At 71.1% G+C, this 11,867-nt stretch carries 11 protein-coding genes, 1 tRNA gene and 1 pseudogene; 7 read left to right on the top strand and 6 right to left on the bottom strand.

The genetic code is table 11. The features are described from left to right. Window positions 1-688: 688 nt before the first annotated feature. On the bottom strand, window positions 689-1,258 hold the full coding sequence (locus AB0878_RS06885) for a bacterial proteasome activator family protein (protein WP_366577274.1): 570 nt from the start codon (window positions 1,256-1,258) through the stop codon (window positions 689-691). Window positions 1,259-1,370: 112 nt separating this feature from the next. Between AB0878_RS06885 and AB0878_RS06890 the strand changes: the two genes are divergently transcribed. Continuing rightward, entirely contained in the window at window positions 1,371-2,570 is a 1,200-nt protein-coding gene (locus AB0878_RS06890; protein WP_366577276.1) for a cysteine desulfurase-like protein, read from the top strand. Here AB0878_RS06890 and AB0878_RS06895 read toward each other — a convergent pair. Then, the gene (locus AB0878_RS06895; RefSeq protein WP_366577278.1) at window positions 2,567-3,544 is read right to left on the bottom strand and encodes an NAD(P)H-quinone oxidoreductase; all 978 of its coding nucleotides are present in this window, start codon (window positions 3,542-3,544) and stop codon (window positions 2,567-2,569) included. The genes AB0878_RS06890 and AB0878_RS06895 overlap by 4 nt on opposite strands. A gap of 83 nt (window positions 3,545-3,627) precedes the next feature. Here AB0878_RS06895 and AB0878_RS06900 point away from each other — a divergent pair, with 83 nt between their 5' ends. Beyond that, window positions 3,628-5,124: a M28 family metallopeptidase gene (locus AB0878_RS06900; RefSeq protein WP_366577279.1), complete on the top strand. Its 1,497-nt coding sequence runs from the start codon at window positions 3,628-3,630 to the stop codon at window positions 5,122-5,124. A 55-nt stretch (window positions 5,125-5,179) separates the two neighbouring features. Here AB0878_RS06900 and AB0878_RS06905 read toward each other — a convergent pair whose 3' ends face one another. Then, window positions 5,180-6,112, bottom strand: coding sequence for a neutral zinc metallopeptidase (locus tag AB0878_RS06905; protein WP_366577281.1), 933 nt, complete (start codon window positions 6,110-6,112; stop codon window positions 5,180-5,182). Window positions 6,113-6,687: 575 nt separating this feature from the next. Between AB0878_RS06905 and AB0878_RS06910 the strand changes: the two genes are divergently transcribed. Together AB0878_RS06910 and AB0878_RS06915 are read left to right on the top strand one after the other, a co-directional pair. After that, on the top strand, window positions 6,688-7,218 hold the full coding sequence (locus tag AB0878_RS06910; protein ID WP_366577283.1) for a MarR family transcriptional regulator: 531 nt from the start codon (window positions 6,688-6,690) through the stop codon (window positions 7,216-7,218). After that, window positions 7,182-7,266, top strand: a tRNA-Ser gene (locus AB0878_RS06915). The genes AB0878_RS06910 and AB0878_RS06915 overlap by 37 nt, the downstream gene beginning before the upstream one ends. Window positions 7,267-7,556: 290 nt before the next feature. Here AB0878_RS06915 and AB0878_RS06920 read toward each other — a convergent pair. Next, the gene (locus AB0878_RS06920; protein WP_366577285.1) at window positions 7,557-7,838 is read right to left on the bottom strand and encodes a DUF2277 domain-containing protein; all 282 of its coding nucleotides are present in this window, start codon (window positions 7,836-7,838) and stop codon (window positions 7,557-7,559) included. A 92-nt stretch (window positions 7,839-7,930) separates the two neighbouring features. Between AB0878_RS06920 and AB0878_RS06925 the strand changes: the two genes are divergently transcribed. Next, window positions 7,931-8,872: an Ldh family oxidoreductase gene (locus AB0878_RS06925; RefSeq protein ID WP_366577287.1), complete on the top strand. Its 942-nt coding sequence runs from the start codon at window positions 7,931-7,933 to the stop codon at window positions 8,870-8,872. Here AB0878_RS06925 and AB0878_RS06930 read toward each other — a convergent pair. Both AB0878_RS06930 and AB0878_RS06935 read right to left on the bottom strand, forming a co-directional pair. Continuing rightward, window positions 8,869-9,096 carry an RNA-binding S4 domain-containing protein gene (locus AB0878_RS06930; protein ID WP_366577288.1) on the bottom strand — a complete coding sequence of 76 codons (228 nt, stop codon included), beginning with the start codon at window positions 9,094-9,096 and terminating at the stop codon, window positions 8,869-8,871. The two genes, AB0878_RS06925 and AB0878_RS06930, sit on opposite strands and share 4 nt — an antisense overlap. A 25-nt stretch (window positions 9,097-9,121) precedes the next feature. Continuing rightward, window positions 9,122-9,875, bottom strand: a pseudogene (locus AB0878_RS06935) (serine protease). Between the two features lie 68 nt (window positions 9,876-9,943). Here AB0878_RS06935 and AB0878_RS06940 point away from each other — a divergent pair. Both AB0878_RS06940 and AB0878_RS06945 read left to right on the top strand, forming a co-directional pair. After that, entirely contained in the window at window positions 9,944-10,777 is an 834-nt protein-coding gene (locus AB0878_RS06940) for an SDR family NAD(P)-dependent oxidoreductase (RefSeq protein WP_366577895.1), read from the top strand. Between the two features lie 138 nt (window positions 10,778-10,915). Further along, window positions 10,916-11,602 carry a hypothetical protein gene (locus AB0878_RS06945; RefSeq protein WP_366577290.1) on the top strand — a complete coding sequence of 229 codons (687 nt, stop codon included), beginning with the start codon at window positions 10,916-10,918 and terminating at the stop codon, window positions 11,600-11,602. The last annotated feature ends 265 nt before the right edge of the window (window positions 11,603-11,867 follow it).

Here is an 11,867-nt window from a genome sequence, read left to right on the forward strand (position 1 = left end):
TTTCGCGCCAGCGGCCGGGTACGGAAGGGCCGCTCGTGTTGGGAAAGCGGCACGAGGGGACTGTTCGTACCTATTCGGCGGCGCGAGGGGACTGTTCGCACCTACTTGATGGCGCGAAGGGACGGTTCGCGCTCGGGTTCCGGTGCGGTGGGACCGTTCGCGCGGCGGCGCCGGATCGAGCGGGCCGTTCGCGGTCGCCCGCGCGGTGTGAGGGGGCCGGTCGTGCTCCGGCGGCGGCGCGAGGGCACCCTTCGCGACCACACCGTGGCACGGCGGGACGGTTCGTGCTGGCCGGCGTGACCGATCCCCTCGCGTTCGATCGGTGGCGGACAGACCGGCCGCACTCATTCAGCGGCGCGAGGGTGCGGTTCGCGCTCGATTGCCGGCGCGGCGGGACGGTTCGCGTTCAGCCGGCGGCGCGCTGTGACCTGTCGCGTTCAGCTGGTGGCGCGCTGGGACCGTTCGCGCTGGAGTGCCGGTTCGAGCGGGCGCTTCGCGGCCGACCCGCGCGGCGCGAGGGGACCGGTCGCGCGGCAAGCGAGGGCACGAAACGACCGTTCGCGACCACCAACCAACCGCCCGAAAGCCCCCAAACCCCCAAACAGCAAAGAAGGGACCGCCCCCACGCCACTCAGCGCACGAACGATCCCCTCATCACCCACGGCTCAAAGCCGCGGAGAGCAAGACCTCACAGATACTGCCCAGTCCCACTGATCCCAGGCCGCTGGCCCTCAGCGCCGGGCCCGCCCGGCATCACCGCGCCCGACGAGCCCGCGGGCAGGCCGCGGCGCATCTGCTCCAGCTGGACCCGCGCTGCCATCTGCTGGGCGAACAGGGCGGTCTGGATGCCGTGGAAGAGGCCCTCCAGCCAGCCCACCAGCTGAGCCTGCGCGATCCGCAGTTCGGCGTCCGACGGGGTCGAGTCGTCGGTGAACGGGTGCACCAGGCGCTGCAGCTCCTCGCGCAGCTCGGGCGCCAGGGCCTCCTGCAGTTCGCGCACGGAGTTCTGGTGGATCTCGCGCACCCGGTTCCGGCTGGCGTCGTCGAGCGGTGCCGCGCGGACTTCCTCCAGGAGCTGCTTGATCATGGTCCCGATGCGCATCACCTTGGCCGGCTCTTCGACCAGCTCACCGGCGGCTTCGTCGCCCTCGGGCGTGGCCGTGGGAACAGCGCCGACCGGGACCCCGTCGGGGCCGACGACCACCACGTGGGGGGTCGACTCGGCGTCGGAAGTCTGCCGGTAGTTCGGCTCGCTCATGGGCTCATCCCAATCAGAAATCGCTGGCGGTCGCGTCCGAGCCTAGCGTCATCCGGCGGCCCGGACCCAACCCCGCGGTAACCGCTAAACCGCACGTCCGTACGGTGTCACCATGGCGTTCGACGTCGCTCGTATCCGTGGGTTGTTCCCCGCGCTGGGTGACGGCTGGATTCACTTCGACGGCGCCGCCGGAATGCTGGTCCCGGAACAGGTCGCTTCGGCCGTTTCGACGGCCATGCGTGCCCCGGTTTCCGGGCCGGGCGGAGCGTTTCCGGCCTCTCAGCGCGCGGAGAGCATTGTCACCGCGGCCCGGCGGGCAGTGGCAGATCTGGTCGGGGCGGACCCGGCCGCCGTCGTGCTCGGACCGAGCGCGCCGGTGATGCTGCGCCGCCTCGTCGACGCGCTCGCCGAGCGCTGGACGATCGGCGACGAGGTCGTCGTGTCCCGGCTCGACGAGGAGGCGAACCTCGCGCCGTGGCAGCGCGCCGCGAAGCGCGTGGGCGCGGTCGTGCGCTGGGGCGAGATCGACATCGAGACGTGCGAGCTGCCCGCGTGGCAGTACGAGAACCTCGTGTCCGCGCGCACCAAGGCCGTCACGGTCACGCTCGCCTCGGGCTCGGTCGGCACGCGCCCCGACGTCCCCACGGTCATCGAGTTCGCCAAGCGCGTCGGCGCGCTCGTGGTGGTGGACGCGACGTACGCGGCGCCGTTCGTTCCCCTGGACCTGCAAGAGCTCGGCGCCGACGTCATGGTCGTCTCCGCACAGGCCTGGGGCGGGCCGTCGGTGGGCGCGCTCGTGTTCCGCGACCCCGAGATGCTCGAACGCATCCCGTCCGCCTCGCTCGACCCGGCCGCCCGCGGCGCCGCGCGCCTCGAGCTCGGTCCCCACGCGTACCCGCTGCTCGCGGGGCTCGTCGCGTCGATCGACTACCTCGCCGGCCTCGACGACGCCGCCGCCGGCTCGCGCCGCGAAAGACTCGTGACGTCCCTCGGCTCCGCCAAGTCGTACCACGCGGGCCTGCTCGCGCAGCTGTCCACGGAGCTGCGCTCGCTGCGGCACGTGATGGTGATCGGCGACGCCATGCGCCGCATCCCCGCGCTCGCGTTCGCCGTGCAGGGCAAGAAATCGCCGGAAGTCGCGGAGTACCTGGCGTCGCAAGGCCTCTGCGCCTTCGCCGACGACGGCTCGGCCGGCGTTTTCGCGTCGCTCGGCGTGGGCGAAGTCGGTGGAGCAGTGCGCATCGGGCTCGCGCACTACTCCAACGTCTTCGAGATCAACCAGCTGGTGCGGGTGCTCGAAGAGCTCCGCTAGGACTTCGCGGCCAGCAGGATCTTCCCGAACACCGAACCCTCTTCGAGCATCCGGTGCGCCGAAGCCGCCTCGGCCATCGGCACGACCTGGCCGATGATCGGCTTCACGGAGCCGTTCTCCACCAGCGGCCACAGCCCTTCGCGCACCGACGCGACGACCTCGGCCTTCTGCTCCAGCGGACGCCACCGCAGCCCGGCCGCGAAGACGCTCGCGCGCTTGCCGAGCAGGCTGCCGATGTTCAGCTCGCCCTTGATCCCGCCCTGCATGCCGATGATCACGAGCCGGCCGTCGGCGCGCAGCGCGTCGACGTTGCGCTGCAGGTACTTCGCGCCCATGTTGTCGAGGATGACGTCGGCGCCCTTGGCCTCGGCGTGCATGACCTCGACGAAGTCCTGCTCCTTGTAGTTGATCGTGATGTCGGCGCCGAGCTGGCGGCAGCGTTCGAGCCGCTCCGCCGAACCCGCGGTGACGGCCACGGTCGCGCCGAGCGCCTTGCCGACCTGGATCGCGTGGGTGCCGATGCCGCCCGCGCCGCCGTGGACCAGCAGCGTCTGGCCTTCGGCGAGCTTCGCGTGCATCACGACGTTGGCCCACACCGTGCACGCGACCTCCGGCAGCCCGGCCGCCGCGAGCAGCTCGACCTCGCCGGGCACGGGCAGCAGCTGGCCGGCGGGCACGACCACGCGCTCGGCGTAGCCACCGCCCGCGAGCAGCGCGCACACCTCGTCGCCGACCTGCCAGCCTTCGACGCCCTCGCCCAGCTCGGCGATCGTGCCTGAGCACTCGAGGCCGATCGTCTCGCTCGACCCGGGCGGCGGCGGGTAGTTGCCCTGGCGCTGCAGCAGGTCCGCTCGGTTGACGGCGCTGGCGGCCACGTCGAGCAGCACTTCACCGGGGCCGGGGCTGGGGTCGGGGACTTCGGTCCACTCGAGAACTTCGGGGCCGCCGGGTTCGCGGGTCGTGATCGCGTACATGGGCCCGACTGTATCCCCCACCTCGCGGTCTCCGCCGAATGCCGCATTGACGTTCCGGACACCGGGCACAAAGGTGAGCAACCATGTCATTAACCCGTAAAAGACTCATCCCGCCGGTGATCCTGGCGGCCTGCGCGACCCTGGCGCTGGGCACCACCCCGGCCGTGGCCGCGAAGAGCGACGACCTCGCGAAGCAGCTGACAAAGAAGGTGACCCTCGACGGCGTGAACCGCCACCTGATCGCGCTGCAGCGCATCGCCGACGCGAACGGCGGCACGCGCGCGGCGAGCACCGACGGGCACAAGAAGTCCGCCGAGTACATCGCGGGCAAGCTCGAAGCCGCGGGCTTCAGCGTCACGCGGCAGGAGTTTCCCTTCACCTACAACGAAACCCTGGCCGAGACGCTCACCGTCGACGGTGCCGGCGTGCCCGTGATCGCGATGGAGTACACGCCGTCGACGCCGGTCGGTGGCATCAGCGCACAGCTCGCCGTGGTCCCCGCCGACGCCACCCCGGGCTGCGAAGCGAGCGACTACACCGGCGTGACCGGCAAGATCGTGCTCGTGCCGCGCGGCGCGTGCCCGTTCGCGCAGAAGCAGCAGGCCGCAGCCGACGCGGGGGCGATCGGCGCGCTCATCTCCAACAACGAACCCGGCCCGCTCAACGGGACACTCGGCACCCCGGCCGACGCGCGCATCCCCACCGGCGGCCTCTCGCAGGCCGACGGCCAGGCGCTCGCGGCGAAGAACGGCGCCACCGTGCAGCTGGAGCTGCGCACCTTCCAGGAAGCGCGTACCAGCTACAACGTGATCGCCGAGACGAAGACCGGCCGCAAGGACAACGTCGTGATGCTCGGCTCGCACCTCGACAGCGTCCCCGCCGGCCCCGGCATCAACGACAACGGCACGGGCTCCGCGGCCCTGCTCGAAACCGCCCTGCAGCTGGGCGCGAAGCCGAAGGTGAACAACGCCGTGCGCTTCGGCTTCTGGAGCGCGGAGGAGTTCGGGCTCGTCGGGTCCACGTACTACGTCGATTCGCTGAGCTTCGAGCAGCAGCTCGACCTCGCGCTGTACCTGAACTTCGACATGATCGGCTCGCCCAACGCCGGCTACTTCGCCTACGACGGCGACGATTCCGACCACGTCGGCGCCGGCCCCGGCCCGTACGGCTCGGCCCAGATCGAGAAGACGTTCGTCGACTACCTGACCGGCCGCGGCGTCGCCGTCGAGGGCACCGACTTCACGGGCCGCTCGGACTACGGCGAGTTCATCGCCGTCGGCATCCCGGCGGGCGGCCTCGACACGGGCGCCGAGGTGCTCAAGACCCCCGCCCAGGCCGCGAAGTGGGGCGGCACGGCGGGGATCGCGTTCGACCCGTGTTACCACCAGGCGTGTGACAACCTGGGCAACGTCGACCGCGTCGCCCTGGACCGCAACGCCGACGGGCTCGCGTGGGCTCTCGGGATGTACGCGACCAGCACGGAGTCGGTGAACGGCGTCGCGCCGGGCAAGCCGGGCAAGGCGGCGAAGAAGCACTCCGCGCACAAGCTAGCCACCACCGGCGACGCTGCGGCCGCGTAGTCCCGAAGCACCCCAATGTGGCGTTGGTCGCGTTCAACGCCACATTGGGGTGCGGTCAGCCCAGGTTGTTGGTGCTGAAGGTGTTGCACCGCGCCGGCTGGCCCGAGGTGAAGCCGGTGGTGAACCACTTCTCCCGCTGCGCCGACGTGCCGTGCGTGAAGCTTGACGGGTCCGCGTGGCCGCTGCCGAGCTTCGTCTGGATGTAGTCGTCGCCGATTCGGGACGCCGTGTCGAGGGCGCTGGCGATGTCGTCCTGCGTGATGTTCTGGACCAGCGGTTTGCCGGATTCCGTCGGCGTCGTGGAGGCGTGGTTGGCCCAGACGCCGGCGTAGCAGTCGGCCTGCAGCTCCAGCCGGACGGAGCCCGACGTCGGCCCGGTGCCGGTGCCGCGCTTGGACGTGCCGGTGAGGTTCTGCACGTGGTGGCCGTATTCGTGGGCCAGCACGTACGCCTCGGTGAACAGCCCGCCCTGGGCGCCGAAGCGGGTCTTGAGCTCGTCGAAGAACGAGAGGTCGATGTACACGTCGGAGTCGGCCGGGCAGTAGAACGGGCCCGTGTCGGACGTCGCGCTGCCGCAGCCCGTGCGCACGCCGCCGGTGAAGAAGCGCGTCGGCGCCTTGCGGTAGGTCTGGCCGCTGCGCGCGAACTCCTGCGACCAGTAGTCCTGCACGGAGTTGATGATCGCGACGATCGCGCAGTCGTGGTCGCGGTTCGCGTCCGCGCCGGTGTGGCACTTCTGCGAGAGCGTGGTGCTCTCCAGCTGCTGGCCGGAGCCCACGTTGTCGAGCCCCAGCCCGCTCGACGCGCTGTTGGTTCCGAGGCTCGCGCCGCCGAACTGCGAGATCAGGAAGTAGATGATCAGGCCCACCACGCCGATCCCGCCACCGCCGATCGCCACGCGTCCGCCGATGCCACCGCCGCCACCACCGCTGCCGCGGAGGTCCTGGACCTCCGAGGTGTCCAGGCCCGCGTCGTCGTCGAATTGCACAGCGGCAGCGTAACGGGCGAGCCGGACGCAAGCCTGCCTGCGGGCCGTCCCCCGGACACAAGCCTGGGTGCGGTCCATGCGCTGCGGACCGCACCCAGGAACTACCGAGGTTCTTCTGTTGACGGCGGTTGGCCACCGGCCGGGCCGGCGTCCGGCGGTGCCGTCGCGGTGCCGAGGCCGCGAGGAGAGAACAACGCCAGATCGACGCCGGATGCGCGAGAAGAATGCCGAGCGCACCGTAGATGCCCACTCGTGCTGTTCACAGTCGCGACCGGTCCGTATTCAGGCCGTGCCGGCCGCGGGGACACAGCGGGCGGTCAACCGCGGGAATCACCTGCCATGCAACCACCTGGCCTTCCCGGTGGGAGGTCGGTCCGACGGTGCCCTGGCGGCCCGCCTGATACCCGATCAGCCCATCCGCTGACAAGCAGAATGCGCTTCTTCGGCCCAAGTCTCAACCTTTTCGTAACCCACCTTCGGGGGAAGGTTTCCGAGTTTTTCACCTGACCCCTCGGTTGGGTCTCGACCTGGTGGCGGGACGCGCAGGGCGTCGGCCCGCCTTCTACCCTTTTGCGATGACCGACGAGCAGGCGGTGCGCTGGCTGACCGGCGTCGAGCAGCACGCGTGGCAGATGTACATCGTCGCCTCGCTCCGGCTGCGGCAGCGGCTGCACCGCGAGCTCACCGAGGCCCACGGCGTTTCGCTCGCCGACTACGAGGTGCTCGTCTGCCTCGCCATCTACCCGGACCGGCGCGTCCGCATGTCCGAGCTCGCCTACCAGCTGGGCTCCACCAAGAGCCGCCTTTCACACCAGATCAGCAAGCTGGAGGTCGGCGGTCTCGTCCGGCGCTGCCCCGACCCGGACGACAAGCGCGGCGTCATCACCGAGCTCACCGGTGCCGGCCAGGCCCTGCTCGACGCGGCCGCGCCCACCCACGTGCGCGGCGCCCGCGAGCACCTCATCGACCTGCTCACCCCCGAGGAACAGTCCACGGTCGGCGCGGTCTTCGGCCGCGTCCTCGAACACCTGGACGACCTGGACAACCGGCGCGATACCCTGACCGACAGGGAAGCGTGGCAGAGCGGCCGAATGCAGACGCCTTGAAAGCGTCCGTAGGGAAACCTACCGGGGGTTCAAATCCCTCCGCTTCCGCAAGTACGTGTCGAGAAGCCGCTGAGGGCGGCTTTTTATTTGCGCAGCATGATCTCCGGGTCCCTGTCACCGACCCGCGTGGAGGTCGACGAGCGAAGCCCAGGACGGATCGGTCGCGCTTCCGCGGTCACCCGCGCTCATCAGCAGGAACGGCGGTGAGCGTGATCATCAGCTCGCGCCCCGCCGGTGCGGGCAGGGGCGGCCGGCGCGGGTCGGGAACGTCCCCGGCCCTGTCACCCCGGCGGGCCCCCAGGTCGCGCCGCGAACGCCTCAAGCGTTTCCAGGCGGAGTCAGGGCTTCTTCAGTTCCTTCAACGCCATCCGCGCCCGCACTTCGGGCCGGCGCAGTGGCGGCACGGTGGCCGGGGGCTGGCGGCGGTCCGGGAGTTCGTCCAGGAGCCGCGCGGTGATCGTCGCGATTTCGGCCACGGCCGCCTCGAACGGGGCGCGCGTGGCGTCCGAAAGCGACTGCACGCCGGTCACCTTCCGGACGTACTGGCGTGCTGCCGCTTCGATCTCTTCGGTTGTCGCGGACGGTTGGAGGCCGCGCAGCGTCGTGATGTTTCGGCACATGCGTGACAGGGTACGTCCCTTCGGGAGCCCTCATCACACTGTCGGGCCATCCTCGTTGACGCCGCCAGACGCGCTTGGGCAGTCTCGATGAAGTGCCCCTCAGACCACGTTCGCTGCGTCCCGCCCGCCCCGCCGCCGCTCAAGAAGTCCCTGAAGACACACCGATTCCCGAACAGGTCTGGCAGCGCGTGCCCGCCGATGAACTGGTCACGCTCGTTTCCTTGATCCTGGTGGCACACGATTTTCCCGACGATCGCGCACGCATGGCCGCGGAAGCCTTGTGCCACGGTGATCTCACGGGCTCGCCCGACACCGGCGTCGTGGAGCTGCTGCGAATTCACCTGCCCGCCTTGGAAAACGGTGAGGTCGCCGCGCGCGCCGAGCCGTTGATGATCGCCGACCGCGGTGCCGCCGCGCTGATCGACTACCGCCGCGCGACGGGCCTGTGGGCCGTCGGCGACGCGATGGACCGCGCCGTCACGCGGGCCGGGCGCTTCGGCGTCGGGCTGATTTCGATGCGGGGCGTCGGACCGTTCGGCCGCGTCGGGCACCACGCCGCGCGCGCGTTGCCCCACGGCATGATCGGCCTGGTGATGGCGGCCGGCGAGGTCGGCTCGGGCCACCCGCTCGGCATGGCCGCGCCCGCCGGCGCGTACCCGGAGTTCGTGCTCGACGTCGACCTCGGCGACGCCTCGCGCAACCCGCAGTTCGCGGGCTTCGCGCTGCTCGTCGACGTGCTGGCGGGCGTGCTCTCGGGCGTCGCCGACCACGAGAACGACACGGGCCTGCTCGTGCTCGCCATCGCGCCCACCACGCTGCGCAGCGCCGACGGCTTCTACCGCGCGGCCAGCGCGTTGTTCGGCAGCATGCTCGGCTGGGAGGGCGGCACGCCGATCCGCTACCCGGGCTGGCGAGAAGCGCAGTACCTCGAACAGTGCCGCGCGCTGGGCGTCCCGCTCAGCGCGCCGGTGCGGCGCCAGCTCGACTCGCTGGCGCTCGGGCTGGGGCTGCCGCCGCTGACCAGCGTCGGTTAACGCGCGAGCGTCACCCGTCCGCGGTCGCCACCGACGGCCACCACGTCGCCGTCGGAGAGCTGGCGGCCGCGGCGGGTCTCGACCTCGTCGTTCACGGTGACCTCTTCGTTCTCGATGAGGTCCTTGGCGTGGGCGCCGTCCTCGGCGAGGCCGGCCAGCTTCAGGAACTGGCCGAGCCGGATCGGTTCGCCGGTGATGGGCACGTCACGCACGGGCTTGCTCATACGCCGCATCATCCGCCATCGGCGCTCACGGGCGCGAGGTGGCTTGCCGGTACAGCGTGGTGACGTCGTCGTCGAAGTAGCTGGAGTACGACACGTCGTCGGTGTCGCCGCCGGTCTCGAAGCCGCCGACCACCCCGACGACGGTGCCGAGCTTCGTGCGCGGGTCGGCGTCGGCCACGAACGGGCCGCCGCTGGTGCCGGTGGCGAACCCGGCGCAGTCCACGCGCAGCTGGAAGGTGTCCTGCTTCGACGTGGTCGTGCTGCAGACCGTGGGGGCGTCGGAGCCGTCGGGGTAGCCGGTGACCGTCACGGCGCGTGCGAACGGACCGTTCGCGCCGAGCCGGTTCGCGCCGGTCACGGTCTCGAGCGGTCCCTTCGCGCCGGCCTGGTGAGCGGTGGCGAAGCCGACGTCGAGGTCCGGGTCGGAGTCCTCGGCCCAGCCCCTGCGCCACGAGCTCGTCGTCGACGGCCCAGAAGCCGAACGGGGCGACGCCGTCGTGGAAGCCGGGCGCGAAGGTGACGCCGGTGAAGTACGTGCCGCCTGCACCGTCGTGAAGGCAGTGGGCGGCGGTGAGCAGCTCGTCGCCGCGGTCGCTGTGGACGACGCTCGCGGTGCAGTAGTGGGAGCCGTCGAGGAACAGCGCGCCGACGGCCGCGTTGTCGGGTCGGGTGGGCGTTTGCGCTGGTGACGCGCGGTGTCCGGCGACGGCCACGACGGTCCCCGTCGCGCCGAGCACCACGACCGCGCCCAGCGCGAGCAGCACCCGTGCCCGCCGCATCCGTCCTCCCGAAGATCGCTTCCGCCACTAGTATCCAAAACCTGGAGCACCGGACGAGGGGAGCGGCGATGAAGGAGTTCACCGACAAGGTCGCGGTCATCACCGGAGCGGGCTCGGGCATCGGCCGCGCGCTCGCGCTCGGGCTGGGCCTGCGCGGCGCGCGCCTGGCACTGTCCGATGTGGACGCCGAAGGCCTGGAGGGCACGGTCGAGGCGGCAAAAGCGCAGGGTGCGGACGTGCGGGGCTACTCGCTCGACGTCTCCGACCGCGCCGCCGTGCTGGCGCACGCGGACGAGGTGGCCAGTGCGTTCGGCCGGGTCAACGTCGTGGTCAACAACGCCGGCGTCGCGCTGGGCGCCACCGTGGAGGACATGACTTTCGAGGACTACGACTGGCTGATGGGGATCAACCTCGGCGGCGTCGTCAACGGGACGAAGGCGTTCCTGCCGCACCTCATCGGCTCCGGCGACGGACACCTGGTGAACATTTCGAGTGTGTTCGGATTCGTCGGAGTGCCCACTCAGAGTGCGTACAACGCGGCGAAGTTCGCCGTTCGCGGATTCACCGAGGCGTTGCGGGAAGAAATGCTCGCCGCGCGTCATCCGGTAGCCGTGAGCTGCGTGCACCCGGGTGGCATCAAGACCAACATCGCCCGCCACGCGCGCGGCGGCAGCGACGGCGATCAGGAAGCCGCGGCGGCGGGCTTCGAGAAAATTGCCCTGACCACACCGAAGAAGGCCGCCGAAACGATCATCCGCGGGGTGGAACGGCGGTCCGCCAGGATCCTCATCGGACCCGACGCGTACGTCATCGACGCCATCCCGCGCGTGCTCGGGTCGGCGTATCAGCGCCCGCTCGCGACTATGGCGCGCCTCGGCTTCAAACGGATGGGGAAGAACTGAATCGCGCCCGACGTGCGGGAGTTCGGCCGGGCCTTATAGTTGCCGTCACCCAATGGAGTTGCCTTTCTGACAAACCCGTCGGAAATGCACCAGAATGCTGACGTCCATCCGAGTGCCCGTACCCCGGAGGTACCTCCCATGCTGCGCACCGCCGAGCGACGCGCGACCTCGCCCGCCGATGAGCTGCTCGACCGCACGGGCATCCTCGCGGCGAGCGTGCCGCGCGGGCGCCGCAGCCCGGAGGACACCCAGCCGATCCCCGTGGTGCCCGCCCTCCTGCCCATCGCCGGCGACGGGGTCGCCCTCGCGCCTCTCGCCACGGCGCCGCTGCGCCCGCGCGCCGTCGCCCGCCGCCGCACGCGCGGCTGGGTCGCCGGCACCGCCGCCCTGGCGCTGCTCGCCCTCGGCTGGTTCGCCGGCGGTCTGTTCTCGGGCTCCTTCACCGGCCACACCACCGACGACGTCGCCGTGCCCACCGACCAGCACGAACTCGTCGCCCCGGCGGCCCCGGCCGCCCCGCCCGTTCCTGCCTCGAAGCCCGCCGCTCCCGCCGCACCCCCGGCCGCCCCGGTGACCGTGTACGTCCCGGTCCCCGACCACCAACCCGCCGCGCCGGCGAAACAGCACGTCGCCAGCCGCCCCACCAACCCCCGCACCTCCGCCGGCGGCTCCGACCACCGCCCCACCTCCACTCCGGACGACGAAGACCTCCGCTCCGACACGAAGTCCGACCCGGCCAAGTCGCCGGCCGCCAAGGAGTTCGACCAGTACATGTCGCAGTGGCAGCCGTGGATCGACCTGGCGGACCGGATGTCGCGTCGCTGACCAGCAGTTTCGTTCGGTCGGGACGGCTCGCGGCCGCCGGGCTCGGGCCGCGCCGGACGGTGTGCCCGCGAGCCGCGCAGCCCCGGTCAGCCGGGAGGCTGGCAGTCATCTGGCAGCCAGACGAGGTCCACAACGCGGCGTGCGCGCGAGGTATGAGGCCCGCGCTAGTTGTCGGCGGCCGGTTGCCGCAGGCCTCGTTCCGAATTTGCGCTGGAGCGGTTGCCGTTGAGGCCGCTGTTTGGACGGCTGGGAAGCACGTAACCAC

This window comes from Amycolatopsis sp. NPDC047767 (assembly GCF_040704195.1).
In the GTDB taxonomy this organism is placed as follows: domain Bacteria; phylum Actinomycetota; class Actinomycetes; order Mycobacteriales; family Pseudonocardiaceae; genus Amycolatopsis.